We start from the raw sequence: 20,074 nt of genomic DNA, 5'->3' as shown, positions 1-20,074 counted from the left end.
CAAGGGACACCGCATGCGACTGACCGACATACCGCTCAACTGGCTGCTTCCGGGCGTCGTGATGCTCGTCGGGGTCCTGGCGGCGGTGGCAATCATCGCGCGCGGAAAGCGCGCCGGCGTCAAGACCGCGGCCGAGGACTCCTGGGAACGCAGTGAGGACCGCCGCAGGCGGAAGGAAGCGGTCTACGGGACCGCCTCCTACGTACTGCTCTTCTGCTGCGCCGCGGTGGCCGCCGCGCTCTCCTTCCACGGGCTCGTCGGCTTCGGCCGGCAAAACCTCAACCTCACCGGCGGCTGGGAGTATCTCGTCCCGTTCGGCCTCGACGGGGCGGCGATGTTCTGCTCCGTACTCGCCGTGCGCGAGGCCAGCCACGGCGACGCGGCTCTCGGCTCGCGGCTGCTGGTGTGGACCTTCGCAGGAGCGGCGGCCTGGTTCAACTGGGTCCACGCGCCGCGCGGTCTGGAACACGCGGGCGCGCCGCAGTTCTTCGCCGGCATGTCGCTCTCCGCCGCCGTGCTCTTCGACCGGGCTCTGAAGCAGACCCGCCGCGCCGCGCTGCGCGAACAGGGCCTGGTGCCGCGTCCGTTGCCGCAGATCCGGATCGTACGGTGGCTGCGGGCGCCCCGTGAGACCTTCGGCGCCTGGTCGCTGATGCTTCTCGAAGGCGTACGCACACTGGACGAGGCGGTCGACGAGGTACGCGAGGACCGCAGGCAGAAGGAGCAGAACAGGCACCGGCGGCGCGAGCAGGAGAAGCTGGGCCGGGCCAGGATCAAGGCGCTCAACCGGCAGCACCGGGCCTGGGGGCGCGGCCGTGGCCGCCAGGTCGAGCTGCCGGGGGCGACGCCGGTACCGGCCGTGGGCAGCCCGGCGAACTCGACCCCCGCGGTGGGTCCGGCCGCGCCGGAGCCCGTCATACCCGAACTCCGCCCCGAACTCCGCGAACCGGACCAGTTGCCCGTACGCTCCCGGCCCTCCCTTCAGGCAGTGAAGGGTTCCGAGGGCCGCACCGTTGACCTGACCGCCGAGGACGACACCCAGGCGCTGCCCCGGCTCGACTCGCTGGAGCGCAAGCTCAAGGACCTTGAGCAGCAGTTCGGCTGAGCGCCGTCCCGAGGAACGACAGCGACAACACCGACGACACCGTGGGTGAACTCGCGACCGGCGTGACGGACAACCGTCGCGCCGGTCCGTCGTCCCGGGGCGGGGCGGACCGCCGGACAAGCCGTCTCAGGCGGCCGACTCGCCGTCCAGCTCGAACCAGACCATCTTGCCCAGCCCCTGTGACCGCACGCCCCAGGCGTCGGCGAGCCCATCCACCAGGATCAGCCCCCGCCCGTGCGTCCCGTCGTCCACGTCCGGCTCGTTGGGCGTCGGCGGTGCGTCGACGAAGTCCCGCACCTCCACCCGTAGCCGCGAATCGGCGACGATGGCCTTGACCACCGCTCCGTGGTCGGTGTGCACCAGCGCGTTGGTGACCAGTTCGCTCGTGAGCAGCTCGGCCACCTCGGCCGATTCACGCTCCCGCCAGTGGCTCAGCAGCTCGCGCAGCGCGTGTCTGACCTCGGGCACCGCCGTGAGATCGGCACCCTCCACTCTGCGGAGCAACTGTTTGCGCAGCAGTCGCGCCTCCCCCGTGCCTTTCATGTCCCCCATCCCCCCCATGCCGCTACCGTCTGTACGAGCTTCCTCTCTTGAACGCCCTCCCCGAGATGCATGCCCCACTCACCACCGGCCACGCATGACGATCCGGGACGGTGTCACGGCGAGTGCCCGGCGCCCCTCCTGGGAAGTGAGGGGTTGCGAGATCGGCCGGACCCCTGGAGTCTGCCGTTCCGGAAGGCTGAGCCGTAGAACTGAGGAGCCTTGATGCACGACGACCGCACCCTGGTGGAGGGCCGACTGGAGCGCGCCCTGCGCCAGTTCATCCGCCCCGCGCAGTACGCGGCCAGGACGCCGCTGGTCCTCTCCGTCTGGGAGGTGCCGGGCGAACCGGTGCCCGTGGGACAGGCTCTGCAGGGCATGTACACGCCGTTCGAGACGGGTACGCCCTGGGGGCCGCCCTGGTCAACGAGTTGGTTCCGGCTGGAGGGAATCGTCCCCGACGAGTACGCGGGGCGGCGCGTGGAGGTCGTGATCGACCCGGGATTCACCGGCGAGGGGCCGGGCTTCCAGGCCGAGGGAATGGTGTACGACGCGGCAGGGGTACCCATCAAGGGGGTGCACCCGCGGAACCGGCACGTCCCGGTCGGCGACCCGGCCGCGGGCGGTGAGGCGGTCCATCTGCTCCTCGAAGCGGCGGCGAACCCGTCGATGCCGGGCGACTTCATGCCCTCGGCGCTCGGGGACGTACGGACCGCCGGTGACAGCCCGCTGTACACGTTCGCCGCCGCCGACATCGCCGTGCTGGACGAGAACGTGTGGCATCTGGTGCTCGACATCGAGGTGCTGTCCGAGCTGATGGCGGAGCTGCCCGCCGACCGGTCGCGGCGGCACGAGATCCTGCGTGCCCTGGAGAACATGCTGGACGCCCTCGACCTGCACGACGTGGCGGGCACGGCGGTCGCGGCCCGCGCCGAGCTGGCCGAGGTCCTGTCCCGCCCCGCCTCTCCCAGCGCCCACCGTGTCTCCGCCGCCGGACACGCGCACATCGACTCGGCGTGGCTGTGGCCGCTGCGCGAGACCGTGCGGAAGGCGTCGCGGACGTTCGCCAATGTCACCGCGCTCGCCGAGGAGTACCCGGAGCTGGTCTTCGCCTGTTCGCAGGCGCAGCAGTACGCGTGGGTCAAGGAGCACCAGCCGCACATCTGGGAGCGGATCAAGAAGGCCGTGGCGGACGGCAACTGGTCCCCGGTGGGCTCGATGTGGGTGGAGTCGGACGCGAACATGCCGGGCGGGGAGGCGCTGGCCCGGCAGCTCGTGCACGGAACGCGCTTCTTCCGGGAGGAGCTGGGGGTCGAGACGGAGGAGATCTGGCTGCCGGACTCATTCGGCTACACGGCCGCGTTCCCCCAACTGGCCAAGCTGGCGGGCGTGAAGTGGTTCCTCACCCAGAAGCTGTCGTGGAACCAGACCAACAAAATGCCGCACCACACCTTCTGGTGGGAGGGCATCGACGGCAGCCGCGTCTTCACGCACTTCCCGCCGGTCGACACCTACAACGCGCAGTTCCACGCGTCCGAACTGGCCCACGCCGAGCGGAACTTCGCCGACAAGGGCCGGGCCTCGCGCTCGCTCGTCCCGTTCGGCTGGGGCGACGGCGGCGGCGGTCCCACCCGCGAGATGCTGGAAAAGGCGCGCCGGCTGAAGTCCCTGGAGGGCTCGCCGCGCGTCGACATCGAGAGGCCCGCCGCGTTCTTCGAGGCCGCCGAGCAGGAGTACGGGGAGAAGGCCCCGGTCTGGTCGGGCGAGCTCTATCTGGAGCTGCACCGGGCGACGTACACGACGCAGGCGAAGACCAAGCAGGGCAACCGCCGCAGTGAACACCTCCTGCGGGAGGCGGAGTTGTGGGCGACGACCGCCGCGCTGCGGACCCCGTCGTACGCGTATCCGTACGAGGAACTGGACCGGCTGTGGAAGACGGTCCTGCTGCACCAGTTCCACGACATCCTGCCGGGCTCGTCCATCGCCTGGGTGCACCGGGAGGCCAGGGACACCTACGCGGCGGTGCGCGATGAGTTGACGGAGATCACGGCGGCGGCCGTCGCGGCGCTCGGCGGCGGCGGTACCGCGGTGCTCAACACCTCGCCGTACGAGCGGACGGAGATCGTCGAGGCCGACACGGCGGACATCCCCGAGGGCAGCGCGGTGCAGGCGCTGAACGGCCACGGGCGGTCGGCGGTGGCCGTGCGGGTGCCCGCGCTGGGGGCGACGGGGCTGGCCGCCGCCGAGCCGGCGAGCGGGACCACGGACGTCACGACACGCTCCGCGGGCTCGGACGTGATCACCCTGGACAACGGACTGCTGCGGGTGACCGTCGACCGAGACGGCCTGCTCACCTCCGTGCGCGATCTGGCGGCGGACCGTGAGGTCCTGGCGCCGGGCAGCCGGGGCAATCTGCTCCAGCTGCACCCGGACCACCCCAACCAGTGGGACGCCTGGGACATCGACCGGCACTACCGCCGCCGGCACACCGACCTCACGAAGGCGGAGTCCGTGCAACTGGTGGAGCAGGGTCCGCTGCGGGCGACGGTCCGCGTGGTCCGTACGTTCGGCTCGTCGTGGATCGTGCAGGAGATCCGGCTCGCGGCCGGCAGCCGGCGCGTGGACGTGGTCACCGAGATCGACTGGCAGGAGTCGGAGAAGGTGCTCAAGGCGGCCTTCCCGCTGGACGTGCAGGCCGAGCGGTCCACCGCCGAGATCCAGTTCGGGCATGTGCACCGCGCCACGCACGCCAACACCAGCTGGGACGCGGCCCGGTTCGAGATCTGCGCGCACCGCTGGCTGCGGGTCGCGGAGCCCGGCTATGGCGTGGCGGTGGTCAACGACTCGACGTACGGCCACGACGTGACGCGGGCCGCGCACGACGAGGGGGTGGGGACGACCGTACGGCTCACGCTGCTGCGGGCGCCGCACAGCCCGGACCCGGAGACGGATCTGGGCACGCACAAGTTCAGCTACGCACTGGTGCCCGGTGCCGAGGTGACGGACGCGGTCCGGGAGGGCCTGGCGCTCAATCTGCCGCTGCGGGTCGCGGTCGCGCCTCCGACGGCGTCGCTGGTCTCGGTCGATCACCCGGCGATCACGGTGGAGTCGGTGAAGCTCGCCGAGGACCGCAGCGGCGATGTGGTGGTACGGCTCTACGAGTCGGCCGGGAACCGGGCGTCGGCGATGCTGCGGACCGGATTCCCCGTCGTACAGGCGCACGTCACGGACCTGTTGGAGCGTCCGCTGCACGAGGCGGGGACGGGGGCGGGCGGTCTGCGGGTCGCGCTGCGGCCGTTCCAGATCCTCACGCTGCGGTTCACGCCCGCGTAAGGGGTCCGGGGAGGGGCCGGGGGTGTCTTTGGACACCCCCTCAGGGCCGCGGCAGGTTGCGCAGGTTGGAGCGCGCCATCTGCACCATGCGGCCCACCCCTCCGTCCAGCACGATCTTTCCGGCGGAGAGCGCGAAGCCCTGCACCATGTCCGCGCTGATCTTCGGCGGAATGGACAGGGCGTTCGGGTCGGTGACGACGTCCACCAGAGCCGGGCCCTTGTGCTTGAAGGCGTCCTTCAGCGCGCCCGCGAGCTGCTTGGGCTTCTCCACCCGGACGCCGAACGCCCCGGCGGCGCGGGCCATGGCGGCGAAGTCGGGGTTGTGGTTCGTGGTGCCGTACGAGGGCAGACCGGCCACCAGCATCTCCAGCTCGACCATGCCGAGGGAGGAGTTGTTGAACAGGACGATCTTCACGGGCAGTTCGTACTGGACAAGAGTGAGGAAGTCGCCCATGAGCATGGTGAAGCCGCCGTCGCCGGACATCGAGACGACCTGGCGCTCCCGGTCCACGAACTGCGCGCCGATCGCCTGCACCATGGCGTTGGCCATCGAGCCGTGGCTGAACGAACCGATCACGCGGCGGCGGCCGTTGGGCGACAGATAGCGGGCGGCCCAGACGTTGCACATGCCCGTGTCGACGGTGAACACGGCGTCGTCGTCGGCGACGTCGTCGAGCACGGACGCGACGTACTCGGGGTGGATCGGGACGTGCTTGTCGACCTTGCGGGTGTACGCCTTGACGACGCCTTCGAGCGCCTCGGCGTGCTTCCTGAGCATCCTGTCCAGGAAGCGGCGGTCGTCCTTCACCCGTACCCGGGGCGTCAGACAGCGCAGCGTCTCGCGTACGTCGCCCCAGACCGCGAGGTCCAACTGCGACCGGCGGCCGAGGCGTTCGGGCCGGACGTCGACCTGGACGATCTTGACGTCGGAGCCGTCGGGCAGGAAGGCGTTGTACGGGAAGTCGGTGCCGAGCAGGATGAGCAGATCGCACTCGTGGGTGGCTTCGTAGGCGGCGCCGTAACCGAGCAGTCCGCTCATGCCGACGTCGAACTTGTTGTCGTACTGGATCCACTCCTTGCCGCGCAGGGCGTGGCCGATCGGGGACTTGATCCGCTCGGCGAACTCCATGACCTCGGCGTGCGCCCCCGCCGTGCCGCTGCCGCAGAAGAGCGTGACGCGGTCCGCGTCGTCGATCATGTCGACCAGTTTGTCGATCTCCAGGTCGCCGGGCCGCGCGGTCGGCCGGGAGGTGACGAGCGCGTGCTCGATCGCCTTCGTCGGGGCCGGCCGGGAGGCGATGTCGCCGGGCAGGGTCACCACGCTCACACCGCCCCGGCCGACCGCGTGCTGGATGGCCGTCTGGACCAGCCGGGGCATCTGCTGCGGGTTGGTGATCATCTCGTTGTAGTGGCTGCACTCGTCGAACAGCCGCTCGGGATGGGTCTCCTGGAAGTAGCCGAGGCCGATCTCGCTGGTGGGGATGTGCGAGGCGAGCGCGAGGACCGGGGCCATGGAGCGGTGCGCGTCGTACAGACCGTTGATCAGGTGCAGATTGCCGGGGCCGCAGGAGCCGGCGCAGGCGGCGAGCTTGCCGGTGATCTGCGCCTCGGCGCCCGCCGCGAAGGCCGCCGCCTCCTCGTGCCTGACCTGGACCCAGTCGATGGCCGCGTTGCGCCGGATGGCGTCGACGACGGGGTTGAGGCTGTCGCCGACGACTCCGTACAACCGTCGCACGCCCGCGCGGGCGAGGATGCCGACGAACTGCTCCGCCACATTCTGCTTGGCCATGGAAGCGTGCCCTTCTGCTGTCCGGGGCCGGGGCGTGTGGTCTCGGCCCGGGGCCCCTCCGGTACCCGCTGTCCATCAACCCATGCCCCGCGCCGTTACGCCTCCCAGACCGCCACGGCCGTACGGTCGTCGGCGTAACCCTTCACCCGCACACCCACGTCCGCCAGGTACGCGGCGAGCCCCGGCGGCTCGCCGGAGGCCCAGCGGGCGGCCAGTTCGTCGCCCAGGCCCGGTTCACCGCGCAGCGGCTCGGCGAGGCCGACGCTCGTCAGCAGAAGCGTGTCGCCCGGACGGGCCACCGAGGCGCGGAAGCGGAACGGCTCCGGCGGGGGCGGCACGGGTGCCTCCACAAGCGGACCGGGAGGCTTGGTGATCTCCAGGTCCATCGTGAGGCGGTCGCCCTCGGAGGTCTGTTCGGCGAGGGCGTCGGCGCGCGCGGAGCCGAAGCCGAGGACCGGTGCGCCCGTGATGTCGGCGGGCTCGGGGACCAGCGGCTCCAGGTCCTGCCAGGCGCCGTTCCTGAGCCGGAAGAGCCCGCCGCCGCCGACGCCGAAGAAGACGCGGGTGCGGCAGTCGGGGTCGGCGGAGAGCAGCAGACAGCGCAGGCTCGCGGTGTACTCGTCCGGCTCGCGGCCCAACTCCCCCGCGCGGGCGCGCAGTTTGCCGTAGCTGCGGTCGGTGAGCCGGTGCAGTCCGGACTTCAGGTCACCCCGGCGGCTCGCTCTTATGTCCTCCGCGAGCCGGCTGTGGCTGCGGCCGACGGCGCCGCCGATCCACCGGCAGGCGTCCGCGGCGGCCAGGTGCGCGCCCTCGGTGGCGCGGGCTCCGGTGGCCACGGCGACCAGGACGAGGGCGCTCGGGCCGGTGCCGAAACGGGCGGTGAGCAGGGCGTCCCTCCGGGGCTCGCCCCGGTAGCGCGCCGAATCGCCGCGCGTGGAGGCCGCGCGGAGGGTGTACGTGCCGTACCGGGCGCCGTCGAGCACGGTGTCGGCGACGAGTTGCCCGAGCGCGTCGGCCCGGCTCGTGGGCAGCGCGGTGGGCTCGGCGTCGTAGGTGGGCGGGCTGTCGCCGACATGGCCGGGGCGGGCGGCGGGAGCCGGCGGGGACGGCGGCTCGGGCGCGGGCGGGGACGGGGGCTCGTGGGCGGCCGGGGCGCGCGGGTCGCGGGGCGGGGCCGTGTCGGCGGGCGGGGCGGGAGGTTTCGGCGCGGGGGCGGCGGGCGCGGGTACGGGTGCGGGAGCCGGGGGCGCCGGACCGACGGCGCCCGGCAGCGGTCGGGCGTCGCTGGGGTTGAACGCCGGGGACGGCGGCTCCCAGGGCGCCCGTGGCCGGGGCGTGCGGGGCGTGCGGGGCGGCGGCGCGACGGGGTTCGATGCCGGGGGCGGAGGCGGGGGCGCGAGCGGGGCGTCCGCCATCGTGGGCCGCGGGGCCGGGGGCGCCGGTGCGGGCGGGGGCTCGGGCGCCTGGATCACCGGGTAGGCGCCGCGCGCCTCCCACCAGGCCAGGGGCCGCGAGACGGGACCGTCGCCGACGGCCCCGGCGTCCTCGTCGTCCTCGTCTCCCGGATCTTCGTCGTCCACGTCGAGCGCGTCGACGGCCTGCCCGTACCGCCCGCCGAGCGTGTCCGCCGCCGAGTCGAAACGGTCGTCGATGGTGTCGTCCCGCGTCTCGGCGGGACCGGTGTCGGGTGCGGACTCGTCGTACAGCCGGTCCCACCAGTCGTCGGCGGTGGCGGGCCGGTCCCCCTGCTGGCTCATGCTCCTATTGTCGACCGCACGGGGCGTCAGAAAACGGGACAGCACGAAAAATAAGAGGCCGGGCGGGATGACGTCGGGGCCACGCGGCCCAAGTCCGCCGGGCGGCCCCACCCCCCACGGGAAGGACGCCCGGCGGACGTTCGGCAGGTCGGAGCGCACCAGGTGCGCCGACCGGGATTCGGGGCCGGAAACGACCGTACGAGGATCCGTACGCCGATTCGAATCGTAGCGACTCGTCGGGGTTCGACGGGAACGTCCGGGTAGTCAGCTTATCCGGTATACGAAGGCCGGCCCACCCACCCGGTACCCGGGCATATCCCTGGGGTCCGTTGATCCGGCAATGTCGCCACATTGGCAGAGTGGCGCGTGATGCGGGGATGATGTGCGCGGCGGGTTTACGCCGTGGCCGGTATCCGCCACCGGTGGCCGGGTTTGAACGTACGTCCGGGGAGGGGTTCGAGGGGTGCTGGGAGCAATAGGTCTCGACGAGAGACAGGAGTCGGCGTATCGCGCGCTGGTCGCGCTGGGCGCCGCCGAGGCCGCCGATCTGGCACACCGGCTCGCGATACCCGAGCAGGACACCGAGCGCGCGCTGCGCAGGCTGGAGCAGCAGGGGCTGGCCGCGCAGTCGTCGGCCCGGACGGGGCGCTGGGTGGCCGCGCCGCCCGCCGTGGCACTGGGCGCGCTGCTCACCCAGCAGCGGCACGAGCTGGAGCGGGCGGAGCTGGCGGCCGTGCTGCTCGCGGAGGAGTACCGGGCCGAGTCGGCGGGGCCGGCCGTGCACGATCTGGTCGAGGTGGTGACGGGTGCGAGCGCGGTGGCGCACCGTTTCCACCAGCTCCAGCTGGGGGCGACGGAGGAGATCCGCGCGCTGGTCACCGGCAGGCCGGTGGTGGTGTCGGGGGTGGACAACGAGTCCGAGGAGCGGGCAGTGACGCGCGGCGTCCGCTACCGCGTGGTGATCGAGCGTGAGGTGCTCTCGCTGCCCGACGGGATCACCGAGCTGTCGGCGGCTCTCGGCCGTGACGAACAGGTACGGGTCGTCGACCGGGTGCCGACGAAGCTGATGATCGCCGACCGGACCCTGGCGATGGTGCCGCTGACGGCGGGCGCCGCGGAGCCGGCGACCCTGGTCGTGCACGCCAGCGGGCTGCTGGAGTCCCTGTCGGGGCTCTTCGAGGCGGTCTGGCGCGACGCGCTGCCCCTGCGTCTGGTCCCGGGTGTGGGCGGGGCCGGCCGGGACGGTGCGACGGTGACGGAGGACGCGGTCGCGGGGCCGGACGAGACCGATCTGGAGGTGCTCTCGCTGCTGCTCGCGGGGATGACGGACGCGAGCGTCGCCAAGCAGCTGGATCTGGGGCTGCGGACCGTGCAGCGCCGGGTGAAGGGCCTGATGGAGCTGGCGGGGGTGACGACCCGGCTCCAGCTGGGCTGGCACGCGTACGAGAAGGGCTGGGTGGCCCGCGACCTGCGCGCCTGAGCGGGCTCGACCGGACTCGGCCCGGCGGATCGGCCCAAGGCGTGTCCGCGAAGCAGCGCCGTCCGCCCGCCGGGCGGGGCCCGCGGCGGCTGGTGCGGTGCGTCGCGGGCCAGGCTCGCCCGAGCGGGCTCGGCGCAGCGGCCGGGTCCCGCCCCGCGTGCCGCTCGCCCCGGGATCCTGCACCCTGGGCAGATGGACGTGTGGCAGCTCGTGCTGGTGGCTCTGGTCATGCTGCTGGGCGTCGTCGGCGTGCTGATTCCCGGCGTGCCGGGGCCCGCCATCGTCTGGGCCGCCGTGGTCTGGTGGGCGCTGAGCGAGACCTCGGGGACCGCCTGGACGGTACTGATCGGATCCACGGCGCTGCTGCTGCTCAACCAGGCACTCAGACCCCTGCTGCCCTCCAGACGCACGCACGCGACGGGGACGCGGCGGCGCACGCTGCTGGCCGGCGGGCTCGCGGGGATCGTGGGGTTCTTCGTGGTGCCGGTGGTGGGCGCGGTGGTGGGTTTCGTCGGCGGGATCTACGGGGTTGAGCGCGCACGGCTGGGCAGCCACCGGGACGGCTGGGCATCGACGCGCACGGTGATGCGGAACGCGGGCTACCCGGTACTGGTCGAGCTGTTCTGCTGCCTGCTCGTGATGGGCACGTGGCTCGGCGCGACGGTCTGGGGCTGAACGCACGCCCCACCCCCGTACACATCGGATCTCTCCCACCGTATTGACGCGCCTCCGCCCCACCTCTACCTTCCGTCAGTGAATAGCTCGGATGAATCGATGCATCAAGGGAGTCCGAGCCGTCAAACTGCCGGGAGGCGCCATGGCAACGACCCCGTCCCGAAGGGACGTACTCGCCGGCGGCACCGCGATCGGCGGCGCGCTCGTCGCCGGGGGCGTGGCCGCCGTCCCCGCGCAGGCGGAAGACTCTCGGGCGGCGTCACCGGCCGCCGCCGTCGAACCGCACGCGGCGCTGGACAGCTGGCGCCGGGTCCTCGACGACGCCGACCCCATCTGGCGGAGGATGCCCACGACCTGGTTCGAGGGACCGTTCATCGGCAACGGTTTCCTCGGCTCCGGCATCTACGCCGAGCCGGACAGGAACGCGGTCCGTTTCAATGTGCAGCACTCCGAAGTGCAGGACCACCGGCCGGAGTTCGGTTCCCTCTTCGGTCTCGCCCGGCTGCCCGTCGGGCACTTCACCCTGGAGCCCGTCGGCACGATCACCGGTGTCGACTGGCGACTGCGGCTCCGCGACGCCGAGCTGACCGGCACGCTCACCACCGACAGGGGCACGCTGCGGCTGCGCGCGTTCGTCCACACCTCGACGTCCGTCCTGGCGGTCGAGGTCATCCCGAGCCGGGGCGAGCGGGGCTTCCGCTGGGTCTTCCACCCTGCGGAGTCGATCAGCCCACGGGCCGCGCACAAGCCGATCCCCGAGGGGTACGAGGCCAATCCGCCCGCCGTGATCGAGGACCACGGCGACGCGCTCGGTCAACTGACCGCCGCCGTCCAGCCGTTGCTCGCGGGCGGCCAGCACGTCACCGCCTGGCGCGACCGCGAGCGCCACGGCAGCCGCACCCTGTACGTGTCGGTGGCCCACTCCCACCCGGGCACGACGGCTCGCGACCAGGCGCTGCGTACGGTGCGGGGCGCCGCGCTCGCGCCGTACGACCTCTTCGTCCTGCCACACCGTGTGCAGTGGCAGCGCTTCTACCGCAAGAGCTTCCTCTCGCTGCCCGACGCGCGGCTGCAGAGCTTCTACTGGATCCAGCTCTACAAGATCGCCTCCGCCGCCCGCAAGGACGCGCCGGTGATGGCGACGTGCGGGCCCTGGCTGGAGAGCACGCCCTGGCCGGCCACCTGGTGGAATCTCAACGTGCAGTTGGAGTACTGGCTGATCCACGGCTCCAACCATCTCGAACTCGACGCCGTCACACGGGCGTTGGGCGAGTTCCGGGACCGGCTCACGGCGGAGGTCCCGGCGCCCTACCGGGGCGATTCGGCCGCCGTCCCCCGTACCACCGACGCCGGTCTGGTCAACGGCGGTGCGACCCCGCCCGATCAGGGCTTCGGCGTCGGCATCCCCGGCCAGGACCCGCCCACGCCCGAGGTCGGCAATCTCACCTGGGCGCTGCACAACGTATGGCTCAGCTACCGGCACACCATGGACGAGTCGATCCTGCGCGACGTCCTGTTCCCGCTGCTGCGCAGGGCCGTCAACTACTACCTGCACTTCCTGACCCCCGGACCGGACGGCAAGCTGCATCTGCCGGCGACGTCGTCGCCCGAGTACGGGGTCAACTCGACGGACTGCACCTACGACCTGATGCTGCTGCGCTGGGGCTGCCGGACGCTGCTCGACTCCGCCGAACTGCTGGGCGCCGACGACCCGTTGGCGCCGCGCTGGCAGGAGGTCCTGGCCAGGCTCGTGCCGTATCCGACGGACAGGAACGGCTTCATGATCGGCGCGCAGGTGCCGTTCGCCAAGTCGCACCGGCACTACTCGCATCTGCTCGCGGTCTATCCGCTCTACGAGATCACCGGCCGCACGCCCGAGGAGCGCGCGCTGATCGAGACCTCACTCGCGCACTGGATCAGCTTCGAGGGCGCGCTCCAGGGCTACACGTTCACCGGAGCCGCCTCGATGTCGGCCCTGCTGGGCAAGGGCGAGGACGCGCTGGGGCATCTGGGCGAGCTGATGACCCGTTTCATCCAGCCCAACACGATGTACAAGGAGTCGGGCCCGGTCATCGAGACCCCGCTGTCGGCCGCCCAGTCGGTGCACGACATGCTCTGCCAGTCGTGGGGCGGTGTGGTGCGGGTCTTCCCGGCGGTGCCCGCCGAGTGGCGTGAGCTGGTGCTGCACGACTTCCGTACGCAGGGCGCCTTCCTGCTGAGCGCGGTCCGCGAGGAGGGCCGTACCCGCTGGGTCAGGATCACCAGCGAGGCGGGCGCGCCGTGCGTCGTACAGCACGGGATCGAGGGCCCGGTCGATGTGCGTGACCGGTGGGGCCGGCCGATCGCGTACGAGGAGGCGGCCGGCGGGGCGCTGCGGATCCCGCTGCGCGAGGGGGACGCGGCCCTGATCACCGCGGCCGGTGACCGGCCGTCCCTCCGTATCCGGCCGGTCGAACCGAACGCTCCGGCGGCTCGGTGGGGTCTGCCCTCCTGGGCCGCCGGTCCCGCTCGTGCGCCTGTGTGCCGATCCGCTGACGTACCGTCAGCAGATGGGCACGCCCGGCAGTTGGGCCGACGGGTGGTCGATGTAGATGTTGGAGATGAAGCCGCCCTGATCGCGCAGCTTGCTCCACCAGTTGTTGCTGTACCCCTCGGCGTTCACGGTGTCGCCCTGCTTCTGGCAGAGGACGTGGACGCTGGTGGGGCCGGGCAGCCGGGTGACGATGGCCGCGTTCAGCCGGGCGTCGGCGCGGACGCTGACGCCGGTGCCCCAGGTCATGAAGGGGGTGCCGCCGCCTCCGCCGCAGCCGTTGTCGCTGGTGAGGTAGTGCTGGTTGTAGCTGCCGGGGTAGGGGAGGCCGCCGCCGTTGATGACGATGTTCTGGCCGACGCCGTTGAGCAGCTGCTCGTAGTGCAGGTGGGGGCCGGAGGAGTTGCCGCTGGAGCCGGTGGTGCCGATCTGCTGGCCCTGGTTGACGACCTGTCCGCTGGCCACCGAGTAGGAGCCGAGGTGGAAGTAGTACGTCTTCCAGCCGCCGCCGTGGTCGATGGAGATGTAGTTGCCGGCGCCGCTCGGCTGGCTGTGCCGGGTCGCGGTACCGGCGGCCGACGCGAGGGCCGGGGTGCCGTTGGTGGTGCCGCCGTCGGCGCGTACGAAGTCGAGCGCGCGGCGGACCTCGGCGGAGTGGTGGCTGTAGGTCCACCGCTGGCCGCACGGGTAGGGGGCCTTGAAGTTGGGCCCCGCGGCCGCGGCGGCCGTGTCGGAGGCGCCTGCTTCGGCCGCTTCGGCCGCTCCAGCGGGTACCGTCAGCATCCCGACAAGTACGAGGAGCGCACCGGCGAATGTGGTCGATAGGCGTCTGAGACGGGTCACGAATGCTCCCGGGTGTGGGGGTTGCAGCCGGTCGGGCGGCGAGCCACGACCGCTGCGAGACCCGGCAAAAGTAGCGACGGGCGCTTCTGGTCACAACGACTGGACGGCGCCTTTCGTCGGAGATGAAATGTCTTGCTCCTGACAAGTCGGCACTCCACCATTGCGGAGTTGACAGTTCCTCACCCGCCTTGCCCCCACTAGTGCGCGCAGGTCCAGGACCCGCGCACGACAGAGCGGAGAGAAGACCGATGACATTGATGACAGGCTGGAAGCGCGGCCGGGCCGTACTCCTCGGCACCGTGGTCGCCGCGTCGCTTGCCCTCACCGGCCAGCCGGCGGGCGCCGCCCCGTACCCCGGCGGAGGCGCCGGCCCGGACACCGGCACCGGCACCGGCACCGGCGTGATGAACACGGCGTTCTCGAAGGCCGCCGCCGAGTACGACGTACCCCGTGATCTGCTCGTCGCCGTCGGATACGGCGAGACGCACCTCGACGGTCACGGCGGCAGACCCAGTCAGGCGAACGGCTACGGCGTGATGCACCTGGTCAGCCAGCCGGAGCACAAGACGCTGGAGCGGGCCGCGAAGCTCACGGGCGAGTCCGTGGCCGAGCTGAAGAAGGACACTGCCACCAACATCCGCGGCGCCGCCGCCGTCCTGCGCGCCGTCGCCGACGAGCAGGGTCTGGACGCCACCGGTCGCGACTCGCTCGCCGAGTGGTACCCGGTCGCCGCCGAGTACGGCGCCGCGGCGAACGACCGGACGGCGCGGCTGTACGCGGACACCGCGTACGACCTGCTGAACAAGGGGCTCCGCGCGCAGGCCGCCGGCAACGAGCAGGTTCTCGTCAAGGCCCGGAAGGTGACGCCCGACCGCGGCAAGTACGCGAGCATCGCCTCCGACCTCGGTGTGCTGAGTGACGACTACCCGGCGGCCCTCTGGGTCCCGGCGAGCACGTCGAACTACCAGACCGGCCGTACGTCGGCGGTCAACAAGGTGGTCGTCCACGTCACCCAGGGGTCGTACGCCGGCTCCATCAGCTGGTTCCAGAACCCGTCCTCGCAGGTGAGCGCGCACTATGTGATCCGCTCCTCGGACGGCCAGGTCACCCAGATGGTCCGCGACGCCAACACCGCCTGGCACGCGCGCTCGGCCAACGCGAGCTCCATCGGGATCGAGCACGAGGGCTTCGTCGCCGACCCGTCCTGGTTCACCGACTCGATGTACCGGTCGTCGGCCGCGCTGACCCGCCACCTCACCGCGAAGTACGGCATCCCGCGCACCCGCACCGGGATCGTCGGGCACAGCGAGGTACCGGGCAACGACCACACCGACCCCGGGGCGAACTGGAACTGGACCTACTACATGTCGCTCGTCAACGGCGGCACCGGTGACCCGGGCCCCGGCCCCGGCACCTCGTTCCCGACGTGGGGCACCGGCGTGAGCATCCGTCAGCAGGCGACGACCACCTCGGCGCAGGTCGCCAGCCTGGCGGGGCCGACATCGGTCAAGGTCCAGTGCCAGAAGCGCGGACAGCTGGTCAGCTACCAGGGCTACAGCAACGACGCCTGGTCCTATCTGCCGGACTACGGCGGCTACATCTCGAACATCTTCATCGATGTCTCGGACTCGTGGCTGCCGGGCGTGCCCACCTGCTGACCGGGCGGCGCACCACGTAACACCCACCATGGACCACTGTTGACGCACCACCTTTGACGCGCCACCGCTCACGCACCACCGTTGACGCACCACCGCCCCTCAGGGCGCAGGGCCGTCCAGCAGGGCCTTGCCCAGCTGGGTGCGGTGGTGCATCATCCGGTTTCCGTGCCGGTGCGAGGTGAGCAGACCGGCCTCGCGGAGTACGGAGGCGTGGCGGCTCGCCGTCGAGGGAGCCATCCGCAGCGCCCCCGCCAGACCCGTCGTCGTCATCGGCCGGTCGAGCAGTTCGAGCAGCCGGGCGCGCGAGGTGCCGATCAGCTGGGCCACCGGCGGTGTCGCCTCACCCAGCCGGGAGCGCACCAGCCAACCGGGCGCCGGGGAGAGCGGGTGGACCAGCACCGGGGGAAGCTCGTCGTCCACCAGGGCCAGTGGCGTACCGACGCAGAAGAATCCCGGCACCAGGGTCAACATCTGCCCGGACAGCTGGAGTTCGCGGCTGACCGGGTACGGCGTACGCAGGATCCCCTCCTCGCAGCGCCAGCCGGGCATCTCCTCGTAACTGGCCAGCAGCCCCTCCGCTCCCCCGCCCAGCGCCGCCTCCGCGCGGCGGGAACGGTCGGCCGCGGCCTGGGCACGGATGGCGGGCAGATACGGCATCACGGCGACGGAGTAGTAGCGCCGCAGCGTGGAGCCGAGCCAGCGCAGCGCCTCCACATCGCCCTCGGAGAGCCGCCGTACGGTGGCCGGGACCGGCCCAGGTCTGCGCGCGTAGAGCCGCGCGAGATCAGCGACCAGGCGGCGGCGGGGAGTTGACAGCAGACGGTCCACACCGATGTCGAGGTCAAGCTCGCCGCGGCCGGGGGTGAGGAAGTCGGGGAAGTACTCGGCGGAGGGGCAGAGCAGCATCAACTCCCGTACGGCCGAGGCGAGTCCGGCGCGTTCCAGGGCGGTGCGGACCTCGCGCCGCCAGGGCGCGAAGGCGGGTGGGACGTGCTGGTTCTGGAGCAGATGCAGGCTGAGCGCGGCCTCCCACAGAGCGTCCGCTCCGTCCGCCACGCGCAGCCGGTTGAGCTGCCGTCCACGGAGATCGACTCGCAGCACCTTGGACTCCCCCGGAAAGCCTGTGCGGTCAGGCCCGGATTCTAGCGGGGCCGGGGTTGCCGACGTGTGAGGCTGGAGTCATGACCGAATTCAGCGAGGCCGAGCGCCTGTATCTCTCCTCCCAGCGGCTGGGCCGGCTGGCCACCGTCGACCCGAAGGGCCAGCCGCAGGCCAACCCGGTGGGTTTCTTCCCGCAGGCGGACGGCACGATCCTGATCGGCGGTTACGCGCTGGGCACCACGAAGAAGTGGCGGAACCTCCAGGCCAACCCCCTGGTGGCGCTGGTGGTCGACGACATCGTGAGCCTCAAGCCCTGGAAGGTGCGCGGCGTGGACATCCGAGGTGAGGCCGAACTGCTCACGGGACCGCACGAGTTGGGGCCGCACTTCAGCGAGGAGCTGATCCGGATCCACCCGCGGAAGATTCACAGCTGGGGGCTGGACGATCCGGTCTGACCGCCCCGGACCTTCAGGTGCCAGGCGGCGTACGAACGCCACGGCCGCCACGGCGCCGGACCCGGATCGCCGTCCGGTGCCGACGGTGCCACGTCCGGATCGCCCAGGCCGCGCATCCGGACGAGCGCCGCCGTGCGGGCGGTCACTCCCGGCACGGTGAGCAGCGCCCGCTCGGCCTCGTCGCGGCTCGCTCCGCTGTCGAGCCGTACGGTGCCGTCGGCGAGCGCGGTGGCGAGCGGGCCGGCCACCGGGTCGTCCATCAGGGCGGCGGGCGCGGGGAAGAGCCGGGTGAGCCTGCCACAGGGGCGCTCGACCCGCTCCCCGTACGCCGCGACGAGCCGCCGCGCCCCGGCGGGACCCGCGTGCACGCGCAGCGCGTACTCCTCGGGGTCGGCGGTGCCCGGCGCCCGCAGTCCGGGGCGGGCGGCGACGAGCGGCGCGAGGAGGGGGTCGGCGGCGAGGCGTTCGTCCACGGCGTACGGATCGGCGTCGAGGTCGAGGAGCCGGCGGAGCCGTTGTACGGCGGTGGTGAGGTCGCGCAGGTCGGTGAGGTGGATCCGGGCCTCCAGCCAGCCGGAGCGGACGCCCGCGGCGGAGCCCGCCCGCGGGAGGGATTCGTCGACCGAGACGACCCCGGGACCGTGCGGCAGGCGCAGCGTACGCCGGTAGGTGCGGGCGCCGGGCTCGCCGATGACCTCCTCGACGGAGGGGACGGCCTCCTCGGCGAGCAGGTCGAAGATCTCGCGGGCCGCGTAGGCGCCGCGGTAGGCGAGCCGCAGCGGGATACCGGCGAGGGAGGGCGCGGCGGGGAGGCGTCCATTCGTGGCGCCCGTGCGGCTCATGGCGCGCGTGCGGGTCGTGCCGCTCATGCCGCTGCCGGACTCGGCGCGCAGGCCGCTCGGCGTACGGGCGTAGATCTGCCGGATCGTGTCGTTGAACTGCCGCACGCTCGCGAATCCGGCGGCGAAGGCGATCTCCGTGACCGGCAGGGCGGTGGTCTGGAGCAGCGTCCTGGCGGTGTGCGCGCGTTGCGCACGGGCGAGGGCGACAGGCCCGGCGCCGAGTTCGGCGGTGAGCTGGCGCTGGACCTGCCGGGCGCTGTAGCCGAGCCGCCCGGCCAGGCCGGGCACGCCCTCGCGGTCCACGACCCCGTCGCCGATCATCCGCATGGCGCGGCCGACGACGTCGGCGCGTACGTTCCACTCCGCCGACCCGGGCACGGCGTCGGGCCTGCACCGGCGGCAGGCGCGGAAGCCGCTGCGCTGGGCAGCGGCGGCGGTGGGGTAGAAGCGAACGTTCTTCCGCTTGGGGGTGACCGCCGGACAGCTGGGCCGGCAGTAGATGCCGGTGGTCTCGACGGCGAAGAAGAACGCGCCGTCGAATCGGGCGTCGCGGCTGGCCACCGCCTCGTACCTGGTCTCTTCGTCCATCACACCATCCAGTGTGCGTCGCGCCCGGCGACGCACACTCGCGGTATTCGGACGCGGTGGTCGGGGGCGCCGGTGCGGGGCCCGATCCTCCGTTCGAAGGGTCCGGCCCCGCCCCGGTCACCCGGTACGGCTACCGGATACGCCCGCGCTTGGCCTCCATGGCCGCGCGGCCCTCCGCGCCCTTGAGCCGCCAGTCGCGCCGGATCTCGGCCCGCAGCCGGGCGTCGGTCTTGGCGACGATGCGCTGGTTCTCCCGCAGCAGCTTGCGGTAGCTCTCCAGCCGCCGCTCGGGCAGCGAACCGTCGGCCAGCGCGGCGAGCACGGCGCAGCCCGGCTCGCTGCCGTGGGCGCAGTCGTGGAACCTGCACCCCTCGGCCAGCTCCTCGATCTCCGCGAACACCTGCCCCACGCCCTGCCCGGCGTCCCACAGCCCGACGCCCCGCAGACCAGGGGTGTCGATGAGGACGCCACCGCCGGGCAGCACGAGGAGATTGCGGGTGGTCGTCGTGTGCCGGCCCTTCCCGTCGACGTCACGGGTGGCCCGCACCTCCATGACGTCCTCGCCGAGCAGGGCGTTGGCGAGGGTCGACTTCCCGGCGCCGGAGACACCGAGCAGCACGCTCGTACTCCCTGAGACGACGGCGGACAGCACGTCGACGCCCTCTCCCGTGTTCGCGCTGAGAGCGAGGACCCGCACACCGGGCGCCGTTGTCTCGACGTCGTCGACGAGATACGACAGCCCCGTCGGATCCGGCACGAGGTCGGCCTTGGTGAGCACGACGAGCGGCTGCGCACCGCTCTCCCAGGCCAGGGCCAGGAAGCGCTCGATCCGCCCCAGGTCCAGCTCGACGGCGAGCGATACGGCGATGATCGCGTGTTCGACGTTGGCCGCGAGGATCTGGCCCTCGGACCGCTGGGACGAGGTGGACCGTACGAAGGCGGTACGACGCGGCAGCAGCGTCCGCACGTACCGCGGATCACCGCCCGGGTCGACCGCGACCCAGTCCCCGGTGCACACGACCTTCAGCGGGTCGCGCGGCACGACGAACTCGGTGTCGGCCCGCACGGTGCCGCCGGGAGTGACGACATCGCACTGGCCCCGGTCGACCCGCAGGACCCGACCGGGCAGCAGGCCTTGCGCGGCGTACGGGGTGAACTCCGCCTCCCAGCCCTCGTCCCAGCCGTACGGGGCGAGCGGGTGAGCGGCGGAGGAAGCCTCGGAAGAGGCAAGGGAGAAAGACAAGGGGAAACCCTTCACAAGGGTGGCCCCGGCGCAGGCGCCGATCAGGCGCGAGAAGAGAGGAAGGTCAGCCGGAGACCACGGAGGTGAGATGAACGAGTCGCTGATCGCGGGCAAGGCCCGTCACGGAGACAGCCA

Annotated in this window: 13 protein-coding genes and 1 pseudogene; 7 read left to right on the top strand and 7 right to left on the bottom strand. The window is 72.1% G+C overall.

Features of this window, described 5'->3' with window-relative positions; all coding sequences use genetic code 11:
• Nucleotides 1–13: 13 nt before the first annotated feature.
• Entirely contained in the window at nt 14–1,105 is a 1,092-nt protein-coding gene (locus ACIBBB_RS01215; RefSeq protein ID WP_398977455.1) for a DUF2637 domain-containing protein, read from the top strand.
• A gap of 126 nt (nt 1,106–1,231) precedes the next feature.
• Here the strand turns inward: ACIBBB_RS01215 and ACIBBB_RS01210 are convergent, their stop codons facing one another.
• Nucleotides 1,232–1,657, bottom strand: a complete 426-nt coding sequence (locus tag ACIBBB_RS01210) for an ATP-binding protein (RefSeq protein WP_398977453.1) — start codon at nt 1,655–1,657, stop codon at nt 1,232–1,234.
• A 213-nt stretch (nt 1,658–1,870) separates the two neighbouring features.
• Between ACIBBB_RS01210 and ACIBBB_RS01205 the strand changes: the two genes are divergently transcribed.
• Nucleotides 1,871–4,978 (top strand): alpha-mannosidase, encoded by a 3,108-nt coding sequence (locus ACIBBB_RS01205; protein ID WP_398977451.1) that lies wholly within the window; start codon nt 1,871–1,873, stop codon nt 4,976–4,978.
• Between the two features lie 40 nt (nt 4,979–5,018).
• On the opposite strand, the gene ACIBBB_RS01200 is transcribed toward ACIBBB_RS01205, so the two are convergent.
• Together ACIBBB_RS01200 and ACIBBB_RS01195 are read right to left on the bottom strand one after the other, a co-directional pair.
• Nucleotides 5,019–6,767, bottom strand: a complete 1,749-nt coding sequence (locus ACIBBB_RS01200) for a pyruvate dehydrogenase (protein WP_398977449.1) — start codon at nt 6,765–6,767, stop codon at nt 5,019–5,021.
• A 95-nt stretch (nt 6,768–6,862) separates the two neighbouring features.
• Nucleotides 6,863–8,524, bottom strand: a complete 1,662-nt coding sequence (locus tag ACIBBB_RS01195; RefSeq protein ID WP_398977447.1) for a protein phosphatase 2C domain-containing protein — start codon at nt 8,522–8,524, stop codon at nt 6,863–6,865.
• A gap of 463 nt (nt 8,525–8,987) precedes the next feature.
• Here ACIBBB_RS01195 and ACIBBB_RS01190 point away from each other — a divergent pair, with 463 nt between their 5' ends.
• The 3 genes and pseudogenes from ACIBBB_RS01190 to ACIBBB_RS01180 form a co-directional block, all read left to right on the top strand.
• Nucleotides 8,988–10,004 carry a helix-turn-helix domain-containing protein gene (locus ACIBBB_RS01190; protein WP_398977445.1) on the top strand — a complete coding sequence of 339 codons (1,017 nt, stop codon included), beginning with the start codon at nt 8,988–8,990 and terminating at the stop codon, nt 10,002–10,004.
• Nucleotides 10,005–10,196: 192 nt separating this feature from the next.
• Nucleotides 10,197–10,679 (top strand): DUF456 domain-containing protein, encoded by a 483-nt coding sequence (locus ACIBBB_RS01185; protein ID WP_398977443.1) that lies wholly within the window; start codon nt 10,197–10,199, stop codon nt 10,677–10,679.
• A 142-nt stretch (nt 10,680–10,821) separates the two neighbouring features.
• Nucleotides 10,822–13,167, top strand: a pseudogene (locus ACIBBB_RS01180) (glycosyl hydrolase family 95 catalytic domain-containing protein); the annotation flags it as partial.
• Nucleotides 13,168–13,221: 54 nt separating this feature from the next.
• Here ACIBBB_RS01180 and ACIBBB_RS01175 read toward each other — a convergent pair.
• Complete coding sequence (locus tag ACIBBB_RS01175; RefSeq protein ID WP_398978754.1) at nt 13,222–14,052, bottom strand: M23 family metallopeptidase; 831 nt, start codon at nt 14,050–14,052, stop codon at nt 13,222–13,224.
• A 248-nt stretch (nt 14,053–14,300) separates the two neighbouring features.
• On the opposite strand from ACIBBB_RS01175, the gene ACIBBB_RS01170 reads away from it, so the two are divergent.
• Entirely contained in the window at nt 14,301–15,710 is a 1,410-nt protein-coding gene (locus ACIBBB_RS01170) for an N-acetylmuramoyl-L-alanine amidase (RefSeq protein WP_398977441.1), read from the top strand.
• Nucleotides 15,711–15,809: 99 nt separating this feature from the next.
• On the opposite strand, the gene ACIBBB_RS01165 is transcribed toward ACIBBB_RS01170, so the two are convergent.
• Complete coding sequence (locus tag ACIBBB_RS01165; protein ID WP_398977439.1) at nt 15,810–16,811, bottom strand: ArsR/SmtB family transcription factor; 1,002 nt, start codon at nt 16,809–16,811, stop codon at nt 15,810–15,812.
• An 80-nt stretch (nt 16,812–16,891) separates the two neighbouring features.
• Between ACIBBB_RS01165 and ACIBBB_RS01160 the strand changes: the two genes are divergently transcribed.
• On the top strand, nt 16,892–17,266 hold the full coding sequence (locus ACIBBB_RS01160) for a PPOX class F420-dependent oxidoreductase (RefSeq protein ID WP_398977438.1): 375 nt from the start codon (nt 16,892–16,894) through the stop codon (nt 17,264–17,266).
• Here ACIBBB_RS01160 and ACIBBB_RS01155 read toward each other — a convergent pair.
• Nucleotides 17,236–18,696: a bifunctional transcriptional activator/DNA repair enzyme AdaA gene (locus ACIBBB_RS01155; RefSeq protein ID WP_398977437.1), complete on the bottom strand. Its 1,461-nt coding sequence runs from the start codon at nt 18,694–18,696 to the stop codon at nt 17,236–17,238. The two genes, ACIBBB_RS01160 and ACIBBB_RS01155, sit on opposite strands and share 31 nt — an antisense overlap.
• A 130-nt stretch (nt 18,697–18,826) precedes the next feature.
• Nucleotides 18,827–19,939, bottom strand: a complete 1,113-nt coding sequence (gene rsgA / locus ACIBBB_RS01150) for a ribosome small subunit-dependent GTPase A (RefSeq protein WP_398977435.1) — start codon at nt 19,937–19,939, stop codon at nt 18,827–18,829.
• Nucleotides 19,940–20,074 lie beyond the last annotated feature (135 nt).

The organism is Streptomyces sp. NPDC051217 (assembly GCF_044455465.1).
In the GTDB taxonomy this organism is placed as follows: domain Bacteria; phylum Actinomycetota; class Actinomycetes; order Streptomycetales; family Streptomycetaceae; genus Streptomyces.
This window is presented reverse-complemented; position numbering and strand designations above follow the sequence as displayed.